The 22,604-nt window shown below is 47.5% G+C and carries 31 protein-coding genes; 1 reads left to right on the forward strand and 30 read right to left on the reverse strand.

Going from position 1 to position 22,604, the window contains the following annotated elements:
- Positions 1–386: 386 nt before the first annotated feature.
- A complete protein-coding gene (locus tag JUF10_RS02420; RefSeq protein WP_203640665.1) occupies positions 387–1,328 on the forward strand; it encodes a glycosyltransferase family 2 protein in 942 nt (313 codons plus the stop codon).
- A 124-nt stretch (positions 1,329–1,452) separates the two neighbouring features.
- Here the strand turns inward: JUF10_RS02420 and JUF10_RS02425 are convergent, their stop codons facing one another.
- The 30 genes from JUF10_RS02425 to JUF10_RS02565 all read right to left on the reverse strand — a co-directional run bounded on the left by JUF10_RS02425 (position 1,453) and on the right by JUF10_RS02565 (position 22,603).
- Positions 1,453–2,808, reverse strand: coding sequence for a gluconate:H+ symporter (locus JUF10_RS02425; RefSeq protein ID WP_203640666.1), 1,356 nt, complete (start codon positions 2,806–2,808; stop codon positions 1,453–1,455).
- Positions 2,809–2,966: 158 nt separating this feature from the next.
- Entirely contained in the window at positions 2,967–3,419 is a 453-nt protein-coding gene (locus JUF10_RS02430; protein ID WP_203640667.1) for a universal stress protein, read from the reverse strand.
- An 846-nt stretch (positions 3,420–4,265) separates the two neighbouring features.
- Entirely contained in the window at positions 4,266–5,027 is a 762-nt protein-coding gene (locus JUF10_RS02435; RefSeq protein ID WP_203640668.1) for a DUF5776 domain-containing protein, read from the reverse strand.
- A complete protein-coding gene (locus tag JUF10_RS02440) occupies positions 5,027–5,311 on the reverse strand; it encodes a holin (RefSeq protein ID WP_236008139.1) in 285 nt (94 codons plus the stop codon). Before JUF10_RS02440 ends, JUF10_RS02435 begins: the two co-directional genes overlap by 1 nt.
- Before the next feature lies 1 nt (position 5,312).
- Positions 5,313–5,501, reverse strand: a complete 189-nt coding sequence (locus JUF10_RS02445) for a hypothetical protein (protein ID WP_203640670.1) — start codon at positions 5,499–5,501, stop codon at positions 5,313–5,315.
- A gap of 2 nt (positions 5,502–5,503) precedes the next feature.
- A complete protein-coding gene (locus JUF10_RS02450) occupies positions 5,504–5,896 on the reverse strand; it encodes a hypothetical protein (protein WP_203640671.1) in 393 nt (130 codons plus the stop codon).
- Positions 5,897–5,910: 14 nt separating this feature from the next.
- On the reverse strand, positions 5,911–6,147 hold the full coding sequence (locus tag JUF10_RS02455; RefSeq protein WP_203640672.1) for an XkdX family protein: 237 nt from the start codon (positions 6,145–6,147) through the stop codon (positions 5,911–5,913).
- A gap of 1 nt (position 6,148) precedes the next feature.
- Positions 6,149–6,652 carry a hypothetical protein gene (locus tag JUF10_RS02460; RefSeq protein WP_236008140.1) on the reverse strand — a complete coding sequence of 168 codons (504 nt, stop codon included), beginning with the start codon at positions 6,650–6,652 and terminating at the stop codon, positions 6,149–6,151.
- 18 nt (positions 6,653–6,670) lie between these two features.
- Positions 6,671–7,252, reverse strand: coding sequence for a hypothetical protein (locus JUF10_RS02465; protein ID WP_203640673.1), 582 nt, complete (start codon positions 7,250–7,252; stop codon positions 6,671–6,673).
- A 1-nt stretch (position 7,253) separates the two neighbouring features.
- Positions 7,254–9,017 carry a pyocin knob domain-containing protein gene (locus tag JUF10_RS14055; RefSeq protein ID WP_236008141.1) on the reverse strand — a complete coding sequence of 588 codons (1,764 nt, stop codon included), beginning with the start codon at positions 9,015–9,017 and terminating at the stop codon, positions 7,254–7,256.
- Between the two features lie 10 nt (positions 9,018–9,027).
- On the reverse strand, positions 9,028–9,573 hold the full coding sequence (locus JUF10_RS02475) for a putative phage tail protein (RefSeq protein ID WP_203640674.1): 546 nt from the start codon (positions 9,571–9,573) through the stop codon (positions 9,028–9,030).
- The gene (locus tag JUF10_RS02480; RefSeq protein ID WP_203640675.1) at positions 9,566–10,714 is read right to left on the reverse strand and encodes a baseplate J/gp47 family protein; all 1,149 of its coding nucleotides are present in this window, start codon (positions 10,712–10,714) and stop codon (positions 9,566–9,568) included. Before JUF10_RS02480 ends, JUF10_RS02475 begins: the two co-directional genes overlap by 8 nt.
- Complete coding sequence (locus JUF10_RS02485; protein ID WP_203640676.1) at positions 10,689–11,135, reverse strand: DUF2634 domain-containing protein; 447 nt, start codon at positions 11,133–11,135, stop codon at positions 10,689–10,691. Before JUF10_RS02485 ends, JUF10_RS02480 begins: the two co-directional genes overlap by 26 nt.
- Positions 11,128–11,499: a DUF2577 domain-containing protein gene (locus JUF10_RS02490; RefSeq protein ID WP_203640677.1), complete on the reverse strand. Its 372-nt coding sequence runs from the start codon at positions 11,497–11,499 to the stop codon at positions 11,128–11,130. Before JUF10_RS02490 ends, JUF10_RS02485 begins: the two co-directional genes overlap by 8 nt.
- A complete protein-coding gene (locus JUF10_RS02495; protein WP_203640678.1) occupies positions 11,499–12,551 on the reverse strand; it encodes an XkdQ/YqbQ family protein in 1,053 nt (350 codons plus the stop codon). The genes JUF10_RS02490 and JUF10_RS02495 overlap by 1 nt, the downstream gene beginning before the upstream one ends.
- A 2-nt stretch (positions 12,552–12,553) precedes the next feature.
- A complete protein-coding gene (locus JUF10_RS02500; RefSeq protein WP_203640679.1) occupies positions 12,554–13,237 on the reverse strand; it encodes a hypothetical protein in 684 nt (227 codons plus the stop codon).
- 3 nt (positions 13,238–13,240) lie between these two features.
- The gene (locus JUF10_RS02505) at positions 13,241–16,090 is read right to left on the reverse strand and encodes a tape measure protein (protein WP_203640680.1); all 2,850 of its coding nucleotides are present in this window, start codon (positions 16,088–16,090) and stop codon (positions 13,241–13,243) included.
- Between the two features lie 37 nt (positions 16,091–16,127).
- Positions 16,128–16,250: a hypothetical protein gene (locus JUF10_RS14180; RefSeq protein ID WP_268911960.1), complete on the reverse strand. Its 123-nt coding sequence runs from the start codon at positions 16,248–16,250 to the stop codon at positions 16,128–16,130.
- A 62-nt stretch (positions 16,251–16,312) separates the two neighbouring features.
- On the reverse strand, positions 16,313–16,720 hold the full coding sequence (locus tag JUF10_RS02510; protein WP_203640681.1) for a phage tail assembly chaperone: 408 nt from the start codon (positions 16,718–16,720) through the stop codon (positions 16,313–16,315).
- 12 nt (positions 16,721–16,732) lie between these two features.
- Entirely contained in the window at positions 16,733–17,224 is a 492-nt protein-coding gene (locus tag JUF10_RS02515; protein ID WP_203640682.1) for a phage tail tube protein, read from the reverse strand.
- A 16-nt stretch (positions 17,225–17,240) separates the two neighbouring features.
- Positions 17,241–18,665: a phage tail sheath family protein gene (locus JUF10_RS02520; RefSeq protein ID WP_203640683.1), complete on the reverse strand. Its 1,425-nt coding sequence runs from the start codon at positions 18,663–18,665 to the stop codon at positions 17,241–17,243.
- Positions 18,666–18,667: 2 nt separating this feature from the next.
- Positions 18,668–18,820: a hypothetical protein gene (locus JUF10_RS02525; protein WP_203640684.1), complete on the reverse strand. Its 153-nt coding sequence runs from the start codon at positions 18,818–18,820 to the stop codon at positions 18,668–18,670.
- A complete protein-coding gene (locus tag JUF10_RS02530) occupies positions 18,804–19,220 on the reverse strand; it encodes a phage tail terminator family protein (protein WP_203640685.1) in 417 nt (138 codons plus the stop codon). Before JUF10_RS02530 ends, JUF10_RS02525 begins: the two co-directional genes overlap by 17 nt.
- The gene (locus JUF10_RS02535) at positions 19,221–19,625 is read right to left on the reverse strand and encodes an HK97 gp10 family phage protein (RefSeq protein ID WP_203640686.1); all 405 of its coding nucleotides are present in this window, start codon (positions 19,623–19,625) and stop codon (positions 19,221–19,223) included.
- Positions 19,626–20,006, reverse strand: coding sequence for a hypothetical protein (locus JUF10_RS02540; protein WP_203640687.1), 381 nt, complete (start codon positions 20,004–20,006; stop codon positions 19,626–19,628).
- Positions 20,003–20,392 carry a head-tail connector protein gene (locus JUF10_RS02545; protein ID WP_203640688.1) on the reverse strand — a complete coding sequence of 130 codons (390 nt, stop codon included), beginning with the start codon at positions 20,390–20,392 and terminating at the stop codon, positions 20,003–20,005. The genes JUF10_RS02540 and JUF10_RS02545 overlap by 4 nt, the downstream gene beginning before the upstream one ends.
- A 4-nt stretch (positions 20,393–20,396) precedes the next feature.
- Positions 20,397–20,708, reverse strand: a complete 312-nt coding sequence (locus tag JUF10_RS02550; protein WP_203640689.1) for a hypothetical protein — start codon at positions 20,706–20,708, stop codon at positions 20,397–20,399.
- Positions 20,709–20,787: 79 nt separating this feature from the next.
- Complete coding sequence (locus tag JUF10_RS02555) at positions 20,788–21,705, reverse strand: capsid protein (protein ID WP_203640690.1); 918 nt, start codon at positions 21,703–21,705, stop codon at positions 20,788–20,790.
- A gap of 20 nt (positions 21,706–21,725) precedes the next feature.
- The gene (locus JUF10_RS02560; RefSeq protein WP_203640691.1) at positions 21,726–22,265 is read right to left on the reverse strand and encodes a phage scaffolding protein; all 540 of its coding nucleotides are present in this window, start codon (positions 22,263–22,265) and stop codon (positions 21,726–21,728) included.
- 128 nt (positions 22,266–22,393) lie between these two features.
- Positions 22,394–22,603 carry a hypothetical protein gene (locus JUF10_RS02565; RefSeq protein WP_203640692.1) on the reverse strand — a complete coding sequence of 70 codons (210 nt, stop codon included), beginning with the start codon at positions 22,601–22,603 and terminating at the stop codon, positions 22,394–22,396.
- Position 22,604: the final 1 nt, after the last annotated feature.

Genomic DNA, 22,604 nt, shown 5'->3' on the forward strand with positions numbered 1-22,604 from the left:
ACGCTATCCGACCCATCACCTAAAATAACCTCGCTTGGTTTCTTGTCACTAATTAGTTGCTCCCCACAACGGATATGGGCATGTTAAGGCCACCTCCTTAACTAGCTATGGTGGACACGTCAACGGTTATCTGACCCACAGGTTGTGCTAAATTTTAAGTAGGTTGTAACTGGCGCACTATAGCTGCCAAGGATGTAGCCAGCCGTGTCAACAACGTAAGCCGAGATTTCTTCTCAGCTTACATGGCAGCCGGAATTCCTAACAACCGTAGTGCAATCAATTACATCAATTTAAAGATACTATCATGGCTGGACTGTAAGGGAAACTTAATGGCCAGCCCGAATCAAATGCGGTAAGATAGTATCGTTGTGAAAGGAATGTCTGTGATGAAAAAAATTAGTCTGGTCGTTCCTTGCTATAACGAGGAGGAATCAATTCCACTGTTTTACCGAACCGTTAGCAAGGTGATCGATTCTATGAACACCCCTACCCCGACGGTAACACCGGAGTATATCTTCGTGGATGACGGCTCTGATGACCGCACCCTCGAAGAAATGAAGACTTTACATCAACAGTTTCCAGAGACGGTCCACTACCGGTCGTTCTCCAGAAACTTTGGGAAGGAATCGGCGCTCGCTGCCGGCCTGCAAGCCACGACTGGGGACGTGGTGGCCGTCATGGACGTCGATTTACAAGACCCACCTGCACTCTTACCGAAAATGTTCAAGCTGATTGAACAGGACGGTTACGACTGTGTGGGCACGATTCAAAAGGAGCGGCGCGGACAAAGCCGCCTGCGTGCGTTTCTCTCATCCAGCTTTTATCGGGTCATCAACCGCTTGTCTGACGTCCGCATTGAACCGAATGCCAGAGACTATCGGCTCATGACGCGTCAATTCGTCGATACCGTCTTATCGCTACCGGAGTTTAACCGGTTTTCTAAGGGGATCTTCAGTTGGGTCGGCTTCAAGACGACCTACCTGACCTATGAAAGCCAGCCCCGCGCAGCTGGCAAGACGCATTGGAATCTGCGACAGTTGTTCTCGTACTCGATTGAGGGCATCATCGACTTTTCCAGTGCACCATTGCGGCTCGCAACTTGGGTCGGTGGCATTTCCTTTGTGCTGTCACTAATTGGACTAATCTTCGTTTTTGTCCGAGCCCTGACCGTGGGTGGTTCCGTTGCCGGTTGGCCGTCCTTAGTGGTCATCGTCCTACTGATCGGTGGGATTCAACTCTTTTGTCTAGGAATCCTTGGACAATATATCAATAAGATCTACCTCGAAACGAAGCATCGGCCAAAGTTTATTATCCGTGAAAAAAAATAAGCCTGATCAAATAAAAAGCGTCGTGTCGGCCCCCCAATTGGAGGACGGACACGGCGCTCTACTTTTTTAGCACCAAATTAATCTCAGTGCACCATAATATCTAACAATTAATTAAAAGATGCAATTAGTGGATAATCATGTTCATCAATAAGACCATGAGCAGACCGACTACCGAGATGACCGTTTCCAGCGTCGTCCAAACTTGGAACGTCTGCTTAACACTCAAGTCAAAGTACTCGGAGAACATCCAGAATCCAGCATCGTTCACGTGAGAGGCAGCCAAGGAACCGGCACCAATTGCCAAAGCAATCATGACCGGGTCGGCGCCCAACGTGTGCATCAGTGGCGTAATCAGCCCGGAAGCCGTCATCCCAGAAACCGTTGCTGACCCCAGAGAAATCCGCAGAATAACGGTGATCAACCAAGCTAACAGGATTGGTGAGAACTTGGAGTGCATCATCATCTGCTGAACCGCTTTACCAACCCCACCATCGATCAGCACCTGCTTAAATGCAGAGCCGCCGGCGATAACCATTAATAGCATCGCAATCGACTTGATGGCGTCTTCCAAAGTCGCACTGATTTCCTTCATGGACCGGCCACGATGGAAACCCATGGACCAGATAGCAAAGAGGAGTGCGATAACCATGGCAATGACCGGATTTCCGAGCATCGTGATCACGGCATCTAAGCCATGCGGATTTTTCGGCGCAGTCCCCCCATTAACGACCATTTGGTAAATCGTTGCCAAAATCATGAAGACAACTGGGAATAATGACGTGAAGACGGCTAAACCGAAGCCTGGTGTTTCCTTCAAATCGAATTCCTTCACTTCACCAAAGGCGGGTAAGGACCGCTTAATGACGAACAAATCTGGGTTAAACCGACGAATGACTCGCGTCCAAATTGGACCAGCGACAATCACACACGGAATAGCCACGATGATCCCGACCATCAACATCTCACCAACGTTGGCGCCTAAAGCGGTCGCAACGGCGGTTGGAGATGGTTGGGGTGGGAGAAAACCTTGCGTAGCCGACAGTGCGGCCGCCATGGAAATCCCTAAGTAGAGGAATGGGACTTCGGCTTCCAGCGCAACCGCGAACACGATTGGCGTGACCAAAACCAGACCCACTTCAAACAACAGGGAAATCCCAATTAAGAAGGAAGCCACCACAATGGCTACCTGTAAACGTTTCTTCCCAAAGATACTGATCAAGGTCCGGGCAATTCGGTACGATCCACCGGCGTCAGAGACTAACCGGCCAATCATCGCTCCAAAACCAAAGACGATAATCAGTTCGCCCATGGAGCTACCGATCCCGTTTTTGATGGAATCCGCAATGTTTGCGGGGTTCATGCCTAAACCAAGCGCTACTAAAATAGACGTAGCAATCAGCGAAACGAAGGTATTTAACTTTACTCGAATAATCAAGAAGAGTAACAGTAAAATACCCAACAATAAAATCACGAACTGCATTCTTATTCTCTCTTTTCTTATGCTGATTCTACTAATTTCGCCTGCCGTAGCAAAACTAGCAACTCGCATAAGAACCATTGTATGAAAAATATTTTCAACTTGCAAGGGGAGAATTGAACATTATTTTCATATAAGTTCGTTAAATCGTTGTGAAACCGCTAACGGACAATCATTACGGAAATTGGAGAATATTTTGCCATGTAGGCCGCCTGGCTCCCGAAATACTTACGAACACCAGATTGTGACAGCGACCCCACGACTAGCAGGTCTGGCTTAGCTTCTGGAATGATTTTTTTGACGATGGTCTCCCCGGGATCCCCTTCACCAATGATGATCTTAACCTTAGTGATGCCGAAACGTTCCGCCAATTTTTGGTATTGCTGCAAGTGCTTCTGCATGTCAGTGCGTTGGCCGTGAACGTAGTCTTTACTCAAGGCCTGATAAATGTTCATGTTGTCCGATTCCAGGACCGAACAGATGACCAGTTCGGCATCATCAAATTTTGCCCGGTTCATCGCGTAACGAAACGCCAATTGCGCATCAGGTGAATCATCCACCCCCACTAGGATACGGGTAAACTTCTTTGGATTCATTGATTCTGTGTTATCCATTAAGAAACTCCTCCTCACTTGTTTGACTACCCTCATTATAACGGAAAACGATTCTATTGGGGAGTTGAATACTGGAAAATCAGTTGGATTAAAAATGGCCGCACTCCGGCTCTGATTGATCATTGCCAAAACAAGGGTCAAAACCCATTCATTCCTTGAATTTTCAGCGTGACTCATCACAATTTTTCAACTGAATTTCCATGGAACACGAATGTAAGCTGAAACGTCGGCAAATATATGCTCAATCGTACCTTTCCAGCCCATATCTAACGGATTAGTAATGAGCGACGAAAGTGTCTTAAATCGTAATCTAGAACATTTCATAAGCGAACAATTCATATAAGATTGGCCCACATGATTAGATAGACGGAAAAGTCGAGGCTGACAAAATCCTTGTGGCTTTAAGCGAGATGGACCGTCCGGTGAACAAGTTGGCGAACAAAAGGGCTAAAAACGGGTGATGTTCACCAAATTGTTCACCAAAATCTCTATCTGTACCGTTTTCTAGCTATTTAGGAAAAGCAAAAACCGCTCCAAATCAACGATTTGAAACGGTTTAGGACGACACCAGTTTAAGAAATATGGCCCCACCCGGACTATAGGGGCCTCTGTAAGCCCGTTATATCAGCATTTACTATCCGCTTGTTCACCATTTGTTCACCAAAACCTAGGCGGGTTCCTACATATTGTACTTACCATAAAAAAAGCCACCCTACCCGCAATGGATAGAGTGGCTTTAATTGAACAAACGACGTTGTTGCTAGCATGGCCCTTTGTTTGCCCAGCGCCTACACTAGCATAGACAAACTAAACTAGTTCAAAGAACGCACGGCAGACACCGGTTGCTTACTTGAGTTTCTTAACGTAGTCAGTGTTGGAAGTAATGTACAGCCCATTACCCAGCTTCAACCGAGTAATCTTCCCATAACTAACTACAGACTCGACATCGAAGACAGTCCCTTTGGTAAACTTCTTCTCAGCTTTCTTGAACGCCTTGTCGTGATATCGCGTCACAGTAGTCCTCGCCTTAACTTGCTTGACCGCCTTCAAATAGGTGGCCTTTTTGGCTACTGTGGACGAACTCCCACCGACACCATTCTTCAAGTCCTTAGCAAACTGACTCTTACTGATACCCCACTTAGCTAAATATCCATAAGGATCCTGATGGTCCCCCCAGATATTATCTGACACCCACTTATGAGACTTAATACCAGCACCAGACCCGTCCAGCGTCAGTGGAATACCATACTTCTTCGCGTAGTACCGGAGCACCCACACGTACCGCTTGTAGCTCTCGTTGAAACGTTTCTGACTGTTGACGTGTGCCAATTCGACTTGGAACGGTGAATTGATATTAGCTACGGTCCCAGCGCCGTACGCGACATAACCTGGCGTCCCTACGATGTAGATTCCCTGGTCATCCACGATTGCATGCGTGTACGCTGCGGACCAGTGACCTCGCATGTAACTGGCTTCGTTCTTCCCAGAACCAACGCCCCGGTTGTTATCATTCCCGGTATCATGGGCAATGATGTACTTGTGTGCCGCCTTGCGGTTATCGCCAGCATTAGCAGCTAACTCGTAACTGTGGTTGAATGAGTAAGCCATTACTTGTCGTCCTCCTTAATATTGAAACCCTTGAACCCATCGAATAGACCAGACGTGAAGCCACCTACTAGCAGCCCCATAACGGCTCCTGACAGGAAGTTGTGGTCAGCCGTCACGAATACCGACAACAGGCCGACCACTACGCCAACCGCCATCGACAGCCACGGCATCCACTGGTTAGGTACCTTCGTTTGCTTCACTGCCTGTGTCAAAACAAAAACGACTAAAGTGGTTAATGCCAACTCGGCCGCCGTTCCTAGATTGAGTTGCTGGATATAGTCCATGCTACTCACCTCGTTCCTTCAATTTTTGGTTTTCCTTTTTCAATCGCTCATTCTCTCGCTTGAGTCGCTTGATTTCATCGTTCTTAGTGGGTGGCTTGGCTGTGTTGATTCGAGCCACCCATACAGGCACGTAGCCGACCGCAATCGCTGAGACTGCTGAGAGAATGGCCGTAATCACCTTGTCACTCACTTCTAATCATCTCCTGTGAAGGCATAGCTTACAATGCGACAAACTACACCTCCTGCCAAAACTGATCCAGGGCTAATCAACAGCCCCATTTCCATGTCGTGAATTAAGAAGGCAATAAACGCCGCTGACCACACTAATGTCAATAACCCAATCATAATAGGCCGGGCGTAGAACCAATGAAAGTCCCAGATTGAGTAAGTCAACGCAAACGTCCCTATCACCGCAATCCCAAAAATAATTGCGGGGTCGTCCATCATACCGATCACCGTGTGACCGGGTGGTTTAATATCAAAGAAACCAGCTTGTACGATGAAGACCAATGCCACCGCGTAGGTTTCAATCGCCATCCAGAACCAGCCCTGATTCTTTTTGTAGTGCTCCAGAAATTGCTTCATTTAAAGCACCCTCCTTATTGAGCAACTGATTCGCTTGTGGAGGTCGACTCGCTTAACGAACTCGCCACTGAATCACTTGTAGAGGCTACCGGTGCGGTGCTGGTCGTTGCTTGAGTTGTTGGCGCTACATATGCTTCGCCGGTGATAGTCTGGTACTCCTCTGCGGTAATAACCTTCAAACTCACATAAGGCTTAATGTCCGTACCCCACGAAAATAGCATTTTAACTGTGTCAATTGTTGGAAAAATCATACTATTCAGCCTCCTTTTCTGTGTCAGTTGTACCTGCCGTATCAGCCTTGCTGGTGTCAGTGCCGGTAGCCGGTGCAACAGTAGGTTGGCTAACTTGAAGTTGTGTAACTGTTAGGGTCAGTTGACCCGCCAAAGTCTGTAATGACTTGATAGTTTCTTTGGATTCATTGACCGACTGATTAAGCTGTGCCTGTTGCAAGGTTAAGTCACTAGCAAGCTTTTTTAGGTCATTATTAGTCTTGATTGCACCTTCGAGTTGAGTCCCTTGCTGGTCAATCAATCCTTGCAAGTAGTCGATATCCAAATTGGGTAAGTTCCCTGGTGCTGTGACTTCTTGCGAATCATCACTCTTGAATGCGTACATCCACCAGTAGCGAGTGAAGTATTGAATCGAGGTAGTCGGGATATTAACCGCCCGTAAGCCATCTGCTGGCTCAAGTACGGGTGTGGTGTCCTTGTCTGGAAATTGGTTATCTGAATCTGGTTTTACGTAATAAATTGGCATTGTTATTCCTCCTTATTTTCAGTATGCTTCAATTTTTAAAATTGGTGCATATTCAAATATTTGAGCATTATACGTAGTAGTCCATGCATGCCACAGATTGTCGGGAGATTGATACGAAAATACATTTGAGTTTAAATTAAATGAAATTTTCCCATCTTCATTTTTACTTGCAGTATTGCCTATTCGTCCAAAGATGTCTGTTGATGTTAGGACGAGTATATTATTGTTTAATTGACTGATCGGATATAATTTTTCAATTGTATGATCCTGTTTAACAAAATCTTCGGTGAAAGCCTCATTATATCCAGGAACACCACCTTGGTATGCATCTCCATAAGTCACTTTTATGCCATTTTTTAATTTTTCTAACGGCTTGGTTAACTGATATTGCTGAAGGCCAATAGAAGTTAATTTATGCCAATCCGCTTGGCTACTTCCATCATATAATACGGTACCAGCAGGCAGGAAACTAGAATATATTTTTTTAGCATTGCCTTTCCCATCGGCATAGTACATACCACCAATTTTTGTAGCATTGCCTCGGCCATCAGCCATATACATACCGCCTACTTTTTTTCCACCTTGAACGTAAAGACCCATGTTACACCTCCTCAAACCAGAAAATGCCAGGAACTGTCGCCACTTTTGCTGCTGCTAATGCTGCATCGTCACTAGCGTTAGCATGATAATAATTATTTAAATCGTCGCTGGTAGCGACTGATTTACCTCCGTTCACAGTAAGCTTGGTGAAGTCAGTAGGTGTAGAAACAACCCCAGTATTAGGGTTGCAGGCAATCGTATTATTGGCAAGTGCGACATCTTGACCATTCTGCTGAAGTTTACCAGTGAAGTTGGCGTCTTGTCCTGTTCGTGCAAGGTCGGATGGCAAACTGCTTGCTAGTAATAACGGATTATTGTTAACAGTTGGAACAGTGTTAAAGTTGTTAGCACCAGATAGGTGAGCTACTTTGGAATCATCAGCAAACTGAACCCAACTACCAAAAATATGGACATTGCTAACACCACCATAATGCCAATAACGCATTCCTAAAATAACATTATTTGTTCCGTATGCAACTTGAACACCATTTGAATCATTAAAATTAATTACTTGATAAATTGTCCACGCATCCGCATTAGGCATCCCATTAGTTCCACTAGCTAACCTATAAAATCCAACAGTTAAAACAGTATTCATATCAGTTGAATTTAATTGGGTTACAGTTGAATGAACAACTTTGGAATCGTCAGCAGGGGTGTAACCAATTTTATCTTGCTTGGCGTTAACCTCTTCAATTCCCGCTACATCACTAGCAGGTTTACGCATATCTGTACTGTGAACTACCTTACTATCATCTGCTTTATCCTCCGGCGCTGGCGTCCAGTCGCTTGTGAGTTTCCCCCGTTTGAGCCATACGTGACCTGTGTTGGGGTAGGACACCCGGATATAGTAGGCATCATCTGGTACCTGCCATCTGATGACTGAATCAGAATTGTAGCTATGATCAATAAATAGCTTATTCGAATCGTACCATTTCCACCGAAACATCTGGTCTCCTTTTGTCATATCCTGTTGAAATGTGAGCCATTCGCCCGGCGTAACCGAAATCATCTCAGCCATCGTATTGTTAACTTCACTCTTCATAAGTTTTCCAGAAGCATCCAGAAATTGCTTTTCAAGCTCACCAGAATGTACGATGAGATTTCGTCCGCCAACTTGGTCACCCCACTTGACGGAATCTGCAACTACCTTTTTAGTTACATACTCGTCCCCGTCCTTATCGACAGGGTTCTGACCAAACTTCCACTTACCAGTCACCGTTTGGTCTTTATCCAAGTACGCTAGGTCCGATGGAAAAACTACTTGGTGGTCAGCAATCGCCTTGTCCACATACTCAATCGTCGCTAGCGACTGTGGATTAAGCTGAATGGTCACGTTCTGTTTCTGCCCGACCATCACAAAAATACTCATGCCGAACTCGAACAATACCTTGTCACTAAAATCCGGCATGTACTCTGGCTCAGCTGCCAAAGTCACTGCATACAGGAACTCAGTGTCCTTGCCCTCTTCTTTTGCGTACAGGCCAATGGCCGTAATGTTGTACCCTTTGCTTACTCCTTCATTGGTATACAGCACCCTAGTCCCTGCAATCCGTTCGTCCCCGTCCGGCGTATCAAGCGAGCTAGTCAGCGTTCCTGTTTGCTGCTCATTAGGAAGTTTCGCCAGTCCCTTGATTCCAACCTCAGTTAGCGTATCTGCTGTGGTAGCTGTCCGGGTGATGGTGAACTTAGCTTGACCACGGAAGGCCCGCGTAGCCAACGCTAGGCCTGCTGTGGTCAGCACTGATTCATTATATTTTGACATCTTTTACCTCCTAACTAAAATTGACTGTTTGCGCCATGACTGCCGAGCTAATGCATATACTAGCCGCCTGACCGAAGTACACCGGTAAATGATTCTCTGTGTCATAGCTAGTTCTGATATGCTGTTCCAGATTACTTGGCGTGTAAACGTTCAACAGGTATTTTAGTCGCTCAACCTGTTCCTTCGTGATGACATGCGCTTCGCTCAACGTATCAATCCGACTCTTCACCGAATCAACAACCACTGTGGCTGGAATAGCAAACGAAGCTATCAGTTCCTTAAAGTACTGAATCGTAATTGGTCTGGGTGGTAGCATACGTACCAGGATGTCATACCGACGTGACTCGACTGTAGCAGTTGGTCTAGCCACCATACCAAACTGATTCTCGAACATACTTAATCCATCCACATCAGCAGCCATCACAAACTCATTTAACAGAATCCTATCAGTCTGCTCACTAACAGAGTCAAAGACCGGCTGTTCACCGGCCAGCAATTTCTGCATCTCAACTACTTTCTCGTAGTAATCTGGCAGATAGTCAACTAGTTTACTCATTGAGCGTCACCTCACCAACTACCGGCAACTGGGAAGTATCATCATTGAAGACCATCACCACGTCGTCCTCAGTCCCATTCAGAACTGGCAGAGTTGCATTGATCACACCGTCAACTCGCATGACCTCCGCTAAAATCTGTGAGCGGTAGACCGTCAGGGAATAGCCCCGGCCTGTTTTCTGATTCACATCGTCCCAAGCCTTACGCCGTAAATCGAAGTAGGACTCAATTCCGGCTAAAATCTGTGGCTTGACGGCCTCCAAAGTCGTGTTGGTTGCCGTTGATACAGTCGTTTCGATTGCCACCTTCACTTCTGTGGGAGCGACCACCGTGACCGCGTGCCCAATCGGCGCTAGGCCATAGCCCTGACCTTCGGCGTCTGCTGGGTCGATAGTTTCTTTGACCTGACTCAGTAGCTCATCGCTAGCAGCCCTTAGGTCGTTGTTCACGATGACCAGCTTGACCGTACTACCGCCGCGCCAAGTCGGGTAGACCTGACCGGCACCCACAGATTCAATCTTGCTCAGCATGTCCAAGTAGTCTGCGATATTGCCGCCGTATGCGTTGTATGCATCAGGCGAGAGAATCCGATCCCGTAAGTGGTCGTCAGTCTCATCATCCTTGGCCGGTACAGCTACCGAAGTAATCTCAGCCCAACTCAACGAGTGATTCGGTGTAACTGGTAAAATCTGTCCCTGATATCCGTTTGGTCGGGTGCCGGTCTCATCGGCTACCAGTAGTGCTGTCAGGTCTGCGTTGACCTCTTTGACGTGATAGAAGATAGGTTCTTCACCAACGCTAGCAAATTGGTCGCCAACCAGAACGTTACTGATAGGGTTGCCGTCCGAATCGAGGAACTTGGCAATTACTTCTGTGGCAGTCGCAAGTTGCCGAGAAGCCCCGCGCTCAGCCGCCCGCCAATCTAAGAACTCTGAATTGGTTGTCTGTGTCCAGGTCAATCGTACAATGTTGGCCAACGACAGAGACTCTTCAGCCAATTTGGTAGCCGCCGGGGCCATCGCGTCATAGATGATGGAACCTTGCCGCTTATCCTTGTCGTCAGAAATTTGGTCTAACATGTCGCTCATAAAGTAATCAAAGTCATGTGACTCTAGCTCAGTCGCCAGTGCTTCCGGATTCATCTAACCCCACCTCGCTTTCTACTGGAATCGTGCCGTAAATGGTCTCACAGCTTCCGACCACTTTCAGAGTCGTCGAATCAATTTTCTCAATTGAGTCAATAGACACATCGGTCACCCGGTCATCGGCTTCCAGAGCTTCGGTCAGCATACGGTCTACTTCGACTTCGGCATAATCAAAGTCCTTGCCGAGCAACTCTTCAAAGTCATTCCCATACTGATCATCATAAATCGGGTAAACAAACCGTTCCGTCCGAAGAATCTTGTCCACAGCCTGAACCATGGCTTCGCGGCCGTCTGTCATCGACATAATGTGTCCATTTTTAATCAGGTAGGTGTAACTGGGGAGAGTCTCTTCTTCCAGTTCGTCTGGCACCTCGTCAACAACATCCTCGGTCTCAACTTCGTCTACTTCATCATCCATCTACGTCACCTCCTAACTTTTCTAGTACATAAAATTGCTGGCCACCGTCCTGGCGAATCATGGCTACCCCATCACCTTTCTTGAGACGACCATCGACTTCGTACTCGGTGTACTTAGTAGCCGGTGTGCCGTCCTCAATTGGTTCTTTGAGGTCATCTCGCTTACGTCCGGTAGTTTTCATCCACACCTTGTGCTTAGTGACTGCGGTCCCCAGGTTTAGGAAGGCGTCTGTCAGCGTCATCTGGTTGGATATCTGAATCTTAAGTGGGGCGTCATCAACAACTATGCCGAAAATGATATCCGAGTAGTCACTATCTGAGCCGCCACGTGAGTTAATCATCTCTAGTAGGATTTCACCAGCCATTAGATTCTCACCTTCATTTCAATCTCTGCCGTATCGGTCGTCCCAGTAAAGGTATGGGTCGCCTTCGTGATCAACAGGTACTTGCTACCCAAGCCAATATCTTTGAGGCTCTTCACCTTGACCATAGCCTCATTGCCAGCGACCACATTCAGGTTAGCCATCGTGGTCAGTTTCAACGTATAGGCCTGCTTATTCTTCGACTTAAGAATATCCTTGGCTTTCTGTTTCATCTGAGCGGCGTTGGCTTTATCCTTGGCTTTCTCGACAACTTGTAGTTTCCCCCAGCGTTCAACTGAACCGCCAGCAGCCGTCACCGTAGTCAGCTTAGTATTGGCTACGTCGGCTGCCTTTTTCTGTGCCGCGGTCTGTTTCTTAGTCTTGGCTGTGGAAGAAGTCTGTTGCTTCTTCTTTTTGTCAGTCCGGACCACCCGCACCACGTTAACCGCGTCATCGATGGATTTTGTAAAAGAAAAACCAGTCAGCTGCGACTGGTCACCAATGATGTTCGTTAGCCTTTTGTACGGTGCTCGGCGCAATTCCACTGTCCCGTAGTTATCCCGCAAGAAGTAGCGGTGTCCGGTAGCCAACCGTGTCGCTTTAAAGGAAGCTTTCAGCATATCAAAATAGCTTTTACTGTCGGCGACCTCTGCCACCAGTTTGTGAGTAGAGTTGTTGACTACCTTGTGCTTCACACCAGCTAGCTTGGCCACCCGTGTAAAACGCTGAGAGATAGTCGACACTGGCAACACCAGTGAGTCTTGATTCTTAAAGTATCTGAGCGAGTCATAGGCCGTCACACTAAAGACTTCCGACTCATCGTAATCGACCTTAAAAACTTTCCCCTTGAAGATGTGATCATGGTCCCAGTTGAACCAGATTACATCCCCATTCTTAGGCGTGTACCCTTCGTCCACTTCAACTAGCTTAAAAGTTAGCTGACCAGCCGAGAAGTCGATGTCTGTGACCCACTGAATATCCGACTCCAAAATCTCGCGTAAATCCCACTTGGTCTTACTGCCCGGTGTCTGTGACTGAAAGAAAGTAACTGCCATACCTACACCGCCTTTACTGCTGACTTGGACACCCAGCCGCGAGCACCGCCACTAAGCGTTGCTACGTGATAGGGATACTTAGCACCGGTGGCCACCAGCGTAATCTTCCGTGTAGCATTACGTTCGGTAGCGCCCGGGCCACTACCAGCCGAACTACGATGCAGCTGACCATTGACGACCACCTTTGAGCCGCGACCCACCTTCTTCGGTGGAGCTGAACGGGATTTTCCCTTCTTAGCGGTCTTCTTTTTCTTACTAGACTTCACTTTCTTGGCCTTATGAGTTTTGTACTCAGTCAGCTTGAGAGTGAAAGTGTACTCATCGGCGTTTCCACCCGTCATGCCATACTTGAAGTCAGAAATCGTACCCTTGAAGCTAATCTTCGTGGTAGTGACTACCAGCCGGATAGGCTTCTTGGCTTTGTACATCTTCAAAATTTTGTCGATGTAGGTCTGCCCATTCTTATATGGCTTCGAGGTGCTGAGATAGTGGACACCGGCTGTTTTGACTGGAATCGTGCTAGTAATTTCAATTGTCTTGACCTTCTCGGGGCCAATCAGACTAATCTCTCCCAGTTTGACCACAGTCACAGTCTTATCGTCCGTCGTTGACTCTACATTAATTTCGGCGGGGTTAACCGGCAAAGCAAACGTCTTGTTCTTACTGTCCGTTAAATTAAATTTCACTGGTTATCCCCTCCGTTCGTTAAGATTGACTAAATGCGTTTCCAACGCGGCTGCAATTTTTTCACCATCGTAGCCAGCGTTACCAGTTCCTTGAACCTGAATGGCACCAGCAGCAAACGTGATGTGAATAGTACTACCCGATTGCTGGTTAGTATTGCTAGTTGCATAGTTCGTTGTACCAGCAGCCGGCATAACGCCACGAACAAACGGCGAATGGCTAGGTGTGGACGCGTTAGGATTGACCCCAGGCATTGTTGCCCCTCGAGCTCCACCCACAGCAGAATGCGCCATGCTGGCACCGGAATCGGCTACTAGCGAACTAGTTCCGTCCATCCCAACTGCCATCCCTTGCCCCATGTAATCACCAATTTCGGCAAACACACGAGATGGAGAGTGAATCTTAGCAGCGGCCCGGGCCGCACGGTCAGCTTGAGCGACCAGTGCGTTAGCGGCAGCGGCGACGGCCCCAACTTGGGAACGCATACCACCAGCTAGGCCAGCGCCAATCATGGCCCCGGCTGAACGCATTGCTCCAGCACCCGAACGTGCAGCAGCTACAGCGGACGCAACGGCTGCACGCACGGCAGACGAAATTCCAGCCGCACCAGAACGAGCGGCCGCCGCTGCACCCCGCATACCAGCACCAACTGATGAAACTACACCAGCCATTGACGGCTTAGAAACATGTGGTGCTGAAATTGTACTAATCTTCGGGGCTGTCGGTGTTGGAATCTTTGGCGTTGCCACTTTGACATGCAGAGTAGGAACCTTAGGCATCGTTGGTGCTGGCACCTTAGGTTTAGCTACCTTGACGTGCATTGTCTGTCCCTTTGGCATGGTTGCCGCTGGTACCTTTGGCGTTGCCACCTTAGGCTTAATGGTTGTTGTGGCAGCCTGCTGCTTGAGTTTCTCGAGCGGATTACCAGTGGTAGTCGTGTCGGCCTGTACCTTGGCCTTGATTGGATTGGCAGTAGCTTGCGTCTGAATCTTCTGCATTGGGTTGCCCGTGCCACTAGTGTCAGCTTCAACCTTGACCTTAGCTGGCTTGGCCGCTGCTTGTGCCTGAATCGTTGCAAACGGATTGGCTCCCGCCTGAATTTCTGGCTTAACGTTGACTTTGGCTGTCTTGTTAGCTGTCATCGAATCCATTTGAGAGAACACGTTTGAGGTATCTAACTTGGGCTTAACCTGAATGTTACTGAGCTTGCTCTTAGTGGTAGTAGCCTTAGTACCAAGCTCATCTAAGGACGCTATAACCTGCTTCGTAGCAGATTGACCACCAATATGGCTCAGTGCATCTCCAATGCCATTGATACTATCTTTAGCTTTATCCAATGATTTAAATGATCCACTAAAATTGCCGGTCAGCGCTTGGAATACAGCTTTAGCACCATAAGCAATCGCCATAAAGGCACTTACCACTGCCGCTCCTACGCTAACCACAATCCTTAAAGCATCAGCCAATGCCGCAAATCCTAGAGCAATGCTAACGATTACACCAACACCAATCATGCCCAGTGCTTGGCCTAGCATCGGAAGAAACACACTTGCTACCGGCGCCAACGCAGATTTTAGCTCATCGAACGCACTTACTAATGGTGCAAATATGCTTCCCATATTGCTGAAGACACTGCTAAGAAAGTCTCTTACACCCATAAAGTTTGTCTGCCATGCATAAACGGCAGCTACAATTGCCACTGTAACCACTGCTAAAGCAATGATGATTGGCGCCCCGATAGCACCGAAAGCACTGCCTATCGTACTAAACACCGACATAATTTGTGCTGGCATGGCTTGTAGCTTAGTCACAAAGGTTATCAATCCCATACCAGCCGCTTCAGCACCAGCAGAAACGCTAGTCAGAATACTTGAAATGGCTGATAGGCCTGCAAATGCTCCGACCGCGGCTAGTACATACGGTGCTACCATCTTTAGTGGCTGAATACCGGCCATTATTTTTGGACCTAGTCCTAGAATTCCATCGGCAATTCCATCGAAATTAATATCACCAATCAAATCAGTGATTCCACTAATTGCGTTGATACCAACCTTTCCAACCCTATCAAATGCTGATTGAAGTTTACCAGCCAGTGTTTCTTTTAATCCATCCATGGCTTGACCAACTGTTTTATATTGCGTAGCCATTTTACTGAAGTTTTTGTTGGTACCTGTTGTGGCAATGGCGGCGAAGAAATCCTTAGTCTTAACTTTTCCGCCTTGAACATCCTTGACCAATTGCCCCATACTTCGATGCATTGTTTTGGCTACCATCGCCATACCAGCAGGAGTTTGCTCCATCATCAGTTTAAAGTCTTGCCACTGAATCTGAGGTTTGGCAGCAGCTTGAGTAGCCTGTTGACTAAGAGTTTTCATAGCTTGCTGTGGATCGGATGAGGCGGCGGCTAAGCCACCAAATCCTTTAACCAGTTTTCCAGTATTCTTGGTACCTACAGCGGCAAGCTGACTATATGTGGAGGCCATGTCGGACGCTGAATAGATTGTCTGCTGAGCAAACTTCTGTAAACTACCTTTAGTTTGAGCAATCTGTGCCGGACTTTTTCCAATCATATTCATGTTGCCTTCAAATGTCTGCCAGGCTTTGCTCGACTCATTTAGTTCACCAACCATGCTACTAACTCCGGCGCCAACCATACTGATTCCTTTAGTAATCCCAGCGCCAATTACGTTGGCTCCTAAGAACTGTTTGAACATGCCACCATTGCCGGCTGAACCAGCATTGCTCTTAAGTTTATTCATGGCATCAGTGCTACCTGCTAAACCGGACTTCAACTTGTTAAAGGTAGCCGTAAAGGCATCGTTGATTTTAATCGTTGCACTAACTGTGCCTGCCATTCGTTCCCCTCCTTTCTATAAAATAAGGCCAGATCAATTAAGACCTGGCCTTTCGTTCCATCTCCTTCTGTTGTTTCTCATCGGCCACAATACGGTTATCGATTCCGGCAATGACTAGTGCCTTTTCATCGATGTCTAGGGCCACCCACTGTGCTGGCAACCAGCCAAACTCGAACATGGCATAGTGGTAATACCAGAGTTCACTGCCACTACCAGAATCAATTAGTTTTTTGCTTCGTCTACCTTGTCGTCCAGTGTCTGGTCCACAGTAGAAAGGTTATTGACTGCTTGAACCAGCGCTGCCAACTCACCGATTGAGAGCATCCGTTTCAAAGTGCCATAAGGGTCAGCCAACGTGCCGTAGAACTCTTGAAGTTCTTCGGAGTTCAAATCAGGTTGAACCACGGACTTTAAGATGAGGTTTTGTGCGTACTTATCCTGATCGATATTTTGCATGACTTGACCAGAACGGCTCTTGGTCGTCTTGGTAGCCTGTTTCTGGAGCTGTTCGTTCTCCTCGTTGGAAATTTCTTCAATTACGAATGGGGCTTCGAACCCCTTAAATTTAATTTCCTTCTTCGCCATTTGCCGCTTACGTAAAAAGTCCTTGATAGATACTTGTTCTGCCATATTTGTGGCCTCCTATTCTTCAAAACCAGTGAATGGTTCCACCAAATCAAAACCTTCAAACGTGAAGTCTGATTCCCATTCCATTACGCCATCGTCAGCTTCGAAGTCAGCAATTGGAATATCATCGAGGTTCACGTCCTTTAAGAGAACCGTTTGTTTGCCAGCTTTTGAAGTTGGGTCTTCGATCACTAGCATTAACTCAAAGTACAAGTCCTTGCCACCTTGAATATATGGTAAAGCATACTTGAGCCAGTTAGAGCTGATCAGGTATCCCCCGACCGTCCCGGTCCCTTCCACACTGGTAGTCTTCTTATGCTTCCAGCGAGATCCAAGGGTTTGTACATCTTCCTTGTTTTTCTCTAATTTTGCCTTAACTTGGTTGGCCTCAATCATTGGCCAAATTTTGTCTCCCATTCGAACAAAAAGCTTGCCATCCTTAGTGGAGATGGTGTCCCGCCCATTTAGGAATTGACCAATCGTAGATACAGATTCGTCCATTGTCATTGTATGCAGCTCCTTTCTATCCGACCGTAATCGTCATGTACAGTTTTTCCATCGCGTCCACAGGAGTAATGCCGAGGGTTACCAGAATGGCATCCTTGTCATCACCGGGACTAACCGTCAAGTCAGCTGGTTCAAACGAGTCGATACCACCAGCGGCCTGCAAGTCTTTCAGGTAAGATACCCGGTCTGACTTGAAAAGGTCACGGCCGGTCGCGTTATTAGCAATTTTGCCAAGAAAGCGCGATTCAAAAGCGTTGCTGGTATCCATGGCAATAGCATCCAGTGTACGAATCACCCGGTTCTTTCGGAAATCCTTAGACTTATCCTTAGTCTCAGTGACCAGGGAATTGATGTCTTGTTCGACAACTACAGTGCCATCGCGTCGCGTAGTGAAGACGACCTGCCCCGCATTGAGTGCATCAATCGTCTGTTCATTGCTCCGCTTAGGATTAGCTGCCACAGCATCAGGATAGGCAACGTAAGTGAGCGAGGTTGTTTCGTTGGCAGCCGAAGAAGCCCCGGCAAACCAGCCAGCTGCTTGTGTAGTAGTCAACTCAGTCCCGTCAGCCAGCGTTACCCCATTGTTGACCACTGAAACCCCTTCGTAGTCATACTTAGTGCCACCTTCCAGAGCTGGCACAACTGCACGAATCTTGTAGCCTTCCTTTTCTCGGAGACGTTCGGTAGTCGTTGCTACAAGTTGGTGGATTGCAGAGTCAGCTGCGATTCCGGCAGTTGTGACCACGTTATAAGCTTCGGTACTCATAGCTTCATCGACCAAGTCAAGCTCATCTTCCGCTGTTTCAGTAGTCCCACCAGTCAGCGTGTACGTTGTGCTAGCAGCCAGAGCCTCTAGCTTATCCTTACCTGCTGTGGCTGAGAAATCAGCACCACCAGTGGTAGCAGACACGTCACCAATTGGCTCGGTAGCATCGCCAGTGAATTCAACGTCCACATAGGGATTAGATTCTAGGCCACTAGCGGTAGTCGTCCGTACCTGTTGTTGAGCAACCAGTTCCGTGCCAAACAAGGTATTTACGTTGATTAAAGTCTCATCGTTGGGATCCTTTTCCACCGAAATGGTCAGGTCGTTACCCTTGGTACCAGCATACTTAGCAGTGAAGTTCCATGGTAAGGCGGCGTCAGTAATTTTTGCCTTCTCACCAGGGTTCATGTTCACGTAAAGTACTGTGACCGCACCCTTCAATGCCTCCTTGACTGCAACCAACCGAGGGTCATCGATAGTGGTCCCCAAGAGCGCCTTGAAGTCACTTTCAATTTCCAGTGGGATTACCCCATGAGCACCCCAACCAGTTTGGATTGCACCAATCAGCAAGACCCGACCCAAGCTAGTATCGGGCTTGGCCTGTGCAATCGCCTTGGTGTTGATATAAGCCCCAGGGCGTTGCTTGTTTTGTTTAGTCCATGTTCCTCCAGCCATACTTAAATGCCTCCTTTAAATTTCTCAATAATCTTCTTTGCTTCATTGATTGAGTACTGTTTGCTATCTACAAGTTTCATCGAAAGGATATCGCGTTCGATAGGCTTGAACACTTTGCTGTCAATCAACGATGCCTTACTAAAGCTTTTTGTCATATACAACACCTCCGTGATACTCCATAGACTTGAGCTTCGTATCATCTTCCACAGGTTTGGCCCAGAGCACAACATTGAAATCTACTGTCAGTGTCCCATCCACCCGGTTAAAGTTACGATTCCGAATATGGGCGAACTCAGGGAGAGTCAAAAAACGGTCTAGTAGTAGTTGCTCCATCGCCTCCATGTCCTGATTCGGCTTGTTAGGATCTGGAAAGTAAACTACCTGATAGCCATGCGTCCGTCTCTGCCGGTCAAACAGCTCCGGGTTACTCCGGGTACCAATCGCCGACACATAAAAAGACGGTTCCTTAAAACCGCCTTTCTGATTCTCACGATAAACGGGTAGCTCTGGAGCAATAGTTCCCAGCAGCTGTCCAATTCGTTCGATAATATTCATTTACAGCAGCCCCTCCATCGCCCGCATAAACCCTGGGGTCAATAGCCCCGGCAGCTCACCAGAAATAGCTTCCACGGTATCGCGTAACATGAACCGCCCTTCGACCCAACCGCCCCCGCCTCTCGTTCGGTGACCATTTTCGATGAACGGCGCATACTCAACATTATTGGACAGTTGAAGTGAAATGATAGCTCCACCAATGAATGGCCCCTCAATGGTCCATCCTCGCCGCAAGTTACCAGTATCAACGGGAGTAGAATTGCTAACACGTCTCATAGCCTGAACCCCAACTCTCTTAAGCGATTGCTGTAATTCAGACTTTAGCTGTGCGGGATTGGACGCCTTAGCTTGGACTTCTTTAGCCCATGCTTGAAACTCTGCATCGTCAATCTTGAATGCTCCCATCTATTCCGCCTCCTCAGTTGCTTTCTCATCCCGATCCATCGCTACTTCTTGATGGCTCGCATACCCGGCATATCCTTTGCTGGCACGCTTGTAGTGAGTGAGCTGACCATTTACATTAGTCACATCTATATCGGCACCAGCGGGGATTTTTAAGCCATTTCTGATGAGTAGTTTGGCGTCATAAGCGTCCGTTCCGAAGAACGTCTGATCACTAGCTTTGAGTCCTTTGAGAATCACCTTAGCTGGCTCATTCTCAACGATAGTCACAGGCACAGTGTCAGTGAAGGCACCGTCCCTGACCGTCTTGACACCGGTAATGGTCACTCGGTCAAACCATAGCTTAGTGAGCTGGCCGCCCATTCGATTAAATGCAGCTTTCATCGTTTCACCACCCTAAAACTGTTGAGTTGGGCGGTGTAGTTATCAGTCAGTGAGTTTACCGACTGTAGCTCCGCGTACACCTCACCAACTGACTTAAAGGTAACGGACGTGTCACCTTCATTGAGGCTCTTCACATCTCCGTCACGGTCGGCTACCGGCGTCAACAACTGGTGAGTGGCTAGGAACTGCTGGCATAAGCCCAACAGAACCGTATCAAGCTCAACAGGGAGCTCAGTAACTGGCAAGTGCGTATAGTTGGCGACATCCTGAACTACTTTGTCGAAAGCAAACTCCAGGATGACCTGATAGCTAGGATTACTCCCATCGTCAGGGTTAAACAGCCCAAGTTGTTTCAGCAATTCTTCTCTCCGTGGATGCTTATCCATCAGATCACCCCACTAACGCCAGCAAGTCGGCTTTCAACGTCTTACCGCTATGGTCGATGCTGTGAGAGTCTAGCCAGCTGGTAATCTCAGCCACCGTATTGCTGTCGGTTGGCTTAGTGTCACCGGATGGATCAAAAACAGCTGGTGCTGTGACAGTGACTGCCGGGAAATCGAATCGAGCAGTCTTGGTGCCATCACCATCGACTAGTTCCCCAGTGAACTCACCAGCAGCATAAGCCTTAGCTGGCAAATCAACGTGAACTTTACCTTCACCCGAACCAACCAGGGTCTCGCCCTGATATACGTTTAGAATCATAATCTACCTCCTGCCTATAGGCTTGCTGTAAAATCGGCTCCACCCTCACTTGGACTCACACTAATTGTGGTGGGAGCCGCTAAGCTTTTGGGGCTGCGACTTTATCAGACGTAACAAATTCGATACCCTTTGTCTTAGTCTTCAACAGCAGAACATCATCGTAAGACTGTTCGTAGTACAGGTAATTACCAGAGTTTGCGGCGCTAGGGGCGTCGAAACCAACGAAGCTGTACTTCTGTGGTGCAATTTGAACACCATTGTAGATTAGGAACATCTCGATTTGCTTGGCGTCATCCACAGCCTTAGAGCCGACAGTGAAGTCGAATTCCGTTTGCATGAGGTCAGATGGCACAACCACAATCGTCACATCATCAATGCTGTAGACCGTGCGCTGAACGTTGTTAGGATCCTTCAGGTTCAGCTCACGGTTCATAGCTTCGGCACGCTTCAAGATGGCGTTGTTTTTAGGCGTCAGGTACAGCACCCGGCTATTTTGCGGAATACGTTGTTCATCGAAGTTAACCATCATGTCGTCGAAAGCAGTCAGGATATTCTTTTCATCAAGCGTGTCAGTATGAATACCACCATCAGCGGCTGCTACCTTTTCCTGATAGAGCTTGGAGAACATTTGACGGTCCATTTCAGGCATTTTTTCGTCAAGATTGAATTGCTTAGTGATATTGGCGATAGAGATGACCATGTTGGATTCGTCCACATCGGATGGGTCAACCAGCGTGCTCCAGTACCGTTCGTTCTTCAATTCATATGAATCCCAATCGTTGGAGTAGTTAGCAGCTGGTTGTGTCATAGTCCGCCGAGCTCGGTCGCGACGACCTTCATCGATTGTCAGGCGAGGTACCTTGATATGCTTGGCACCGTCGAACTTGATAGTGCTGTTAGATGGGGAGTTCCACAGGCTAGCTGAGAACAAGTGCCCATCATAGAATGCTTGCTGAGTTGCGGCTTGATAAGCCTCAGCGTAATTAATTGTTGCCATATTTCATTTCCTTCTTTCCGTTATTTGAATGCGTCAACTAGGGTTTGAACTTGGTTATTATCGTCAGAGCCATTACCACCAGCGGGGTCGTAGTTAGCTTGCTTACCACCATCGAACAAGTACCCGTCAGACTTCTTAAGCGCGCTGAGTTGGTCGTCCAGGCCTTCCAGCTTGCCATCGTCAGTCAGCTTAACCTTATCCATATCGAGCAAACCTTCAATGGCCTTAGGATTACGAACCTTGGCACCCGTCAGTGCTGTGGTCAGCGCCCCGTTTAGCTTAGTTTGGCTCAACTGTTGGGTTAAGGTCTCGGTGTCTGTCTTGTACTTGTCTTGAAGGTCGGTCAATTGCTTAGACAAGCCTTCATTATCGCCGGCGTCTTTCTTGAGCCCTTTGATATCCTTATCACGGTCGGCAATCTGAGTCTTTAGGCTCTCAGTTTCAGTGGTCAATTCAGCCAGCTGTGACTTCGAGGCCTCCACATCTTTACCATGCTCAGCCATGATGGCGTTAATCTGTTCTTCTGACAATTCCAAACCCTTTAAAAATTCTCGTTTCATTTCAAACATCCTCTCTCGCTAGATTTACGTGGTGCGACCACGAATTGAGGCAAAACAAAAAGCAGTTTTACGTCATGCTGAGGACAAAATGGGTATAAAAATAGCACTCAACGTTTTTGTCGGGTGCCTTACTCTTTCATTAACATATTTTTAAATTCATTTTCTGTAATACTATCAAGCCATTCGCCATACCAATTAAGCTCTTCTAGCGTTAATTCATCAAGCCACTTTGGTCTCTCATGACTATCGTCCTCAAATTCAAAGCTTGGCAAGTCAGATTGTTTAGTGTGCCGAACTTGATTTAAAATCCACTTTTTTCTTTCATTACTCACCATCACT

Origin of the sequence: Levilactobacillus andaensis (assembly GCF_016861695.1) — a bacterium.
GTDB lineage: Bacteria > Bacillota > Bacilli > Lactobacillales > Lactobacillaceae > Levilactobacillus > Levilactobacillus andaensis.

Excerpts from the sequence above, each read along its gene's own strand:
- JUF10_RS02460 (WP_236008140.1), bottom strand. The coding sequence starts at position 6,652 with ATGCCAATTTATTACGTAAAACCAGATTCAGATAACCAATTTCCAGAC.
- JUF10_RS02440 (WP_236008139.1), bottom strand. The coding sequence starts at position 5,311 with ATGGACTATATCCAGCAACTCAATCTAGGAACGGCGGCCGAGTTGGCA.
- JUF10_RS14055 (WP_236008141.1), bottom strand. The coding sequence starts at position 9,017 with ATGTCAAAATATAATGAATCAGTGCTGACCACAGCAGGCCTAGCGTTG.
- JUF10_RS02455 (WP_203640672.1), bottom strand. The coding sequence starts at position 6,147 with ATGATTTTTCCAACAATTGACACAGTTAAAATGCTATTTTCGTGGGGT.
- JUF10_RS02495 (WP_203640678.1), bottom strand. The coding sequence starts at position 12,551 with ATGGCAGTTACTTTCTTTCAGTCACAGACACCGGGCAGTAAGACCAAG.
- JUF10_RS02525 (WP_203640684.1), bottom strand. The coding sequence starts at position 18,820 with ATGACAAAAAGCTTTAGTAAGGCATCGTTGATTGACAGCAAAGTGTTC.
- JUF10_RS02550 (WP_203640689.1), bottom strand. The coding sequence starts at position 20,708 with ATGATTCTAAACGTATATCAGGGCGAGACCCTGGTTGGTTCGGGTGAA.
- JUF10_RS02465 (WP_203640673.1), bottom strand. The coding sequence starts at position 7,252 with ATGGGTCTTTACGTTCAAGGTGGAAAAAAAGTAGGCGGTATGTATATG.
- JUF10_RS02555 (WP_203640690.1), bottom strand. The coding sequence starts at position 21,705 with ATGGCAACAATTAATTACGCTGAGGCTTATCAAGCCGCAACTCAGCAA.
- JUF10_RS02520 (WP_203640683.1), bottom strand. The coding sequence starts at position 18,665 with ATGGCTGGAGGAACATGGACTAAACAAAACAAGCAACGCCCTGGGGCT.
- JUF10_RS02425 (WP_203640666.1), bottom strand. The coding sequence starts at position 2,808 with ATGCAGTTCGTGATTTTATTGTTGGGTATTTTACTGTTACTCTTCTTG.
- JUF10_RS02505 (WP_203640680.1), bottom strand. The coding sequence starts at position 16,090 with ATGGCAGGCACAGTTAGTGCAACGATTAAAATCAACGATGCCTTTACG.
- JUF10_RS02535 (WP_203640686.1), bottom strand. The coding sequence starts at position 19,625 with ATGGGAGCATTCAAGATTGACGATGCAGAGTTTCAAGCATGGGCTAAA.
- JUF10_RS02420 (WP_203640665.1), top strand. The coding sequence starts at position 387 with ATGAAAAAAATTAGTCTGGTCGTTCCTTGCTATAACGAGGAGGAATCA.
- JUF10_RS02485 (WP_203640676.1), bottom strand. The coding sequence starts at position 11,135 with ATGGATGATGAAGTAGACGAAGTTGAGACCGAGGATGTTGTTGACGAG.
- JUF10_RS02480 (WP_203640675.1), bottom strand. The coding sequence starts at position 10,714 with ATGAATCCGGAAGCACTGGCGACTGAGCTAGAGTCACATGACTTTGAT.
- JUF10_RS02510 (WP_203640681.1), bottom strand. The coding sequence starts at position 16,720 with ATGGCAGAACAAGTATCTATCAAGGACTTTTTACGTAAGCGGCAAATG.
- JUF10_RS02560 (WP_203640691.1), bottom strand. The coding sequence starts at position 22,265 with ATGAAACGAGAATTTTTAAAGGGTTTGGAATTGTCAGAAGAACAGATT.
- JUF10_RS02435 (WP_203640668.1), bottom strand. The coding sequence starts at position 5,027 with ATGGCTTACTCATTCAACCACAGTTACGAGTTAGCTGCTAATGCTGGC.
- JUF10_RS02515 (WP_203640682.1), bottom strand. The coding sequence starts at position 17,224 with ATGACAATGGACGAATCTGTATCTACGATTGGTCAATTCCTAAATGGG.
- JUF10_RS02450 (WP_203640671.1), bottom strand. The coding sequence starts at position 5,896 with ATGAAGCAATTTCTGGAGCACTACAAAAAGAATCAGGGCTGGTTCTGG.
- JUF10_RS02540 (WP_203640687.1), bottom strand. The coding sequence starts at position 20,006 with ATGAAAGCTGCATTTAATCGAATGGGCGGCCAGCTCACTAAGCTATGG.
- JUF10_RS02490 (WP_203640677.1), bottom strand. The coding sequence starts at position 11,499 with ATGGCTGGTGAAATCCTACTAGAGATGATTAACTCACGTGGCGGCTCA.
- JUF10_RS02545 (WP_203640688.1), bottom strand. The coding sequence starts at position 20,392 with ATGGATAAGCATCCACGGAGAGAAGAATTGCTGAAACAACTTGGGCTG.
- JUF10_RS02430 (WP_203640667.1), bottom strand. The coding sequence starts at position 3,419 with ATGGATAACACAGAATCAATGAATCCAAAGAAGTTTACCCGTATCCTA.
- JUF10_RS02530 (WP_203640685.1), bottom strand. The coding sequence starts at position 19,220 with ATGAATATTATCGAACGAATTGGACAGCTGCTGGGAACTATTGCTCCA.
- JUF10_RS02475 (WP_203640674.1), bottom strand. The coding sequence starts at position 9,573 with ATGAGTAAACTAGTTGACTATCTGCCAGATTACTACGAGAAAGTAGTT.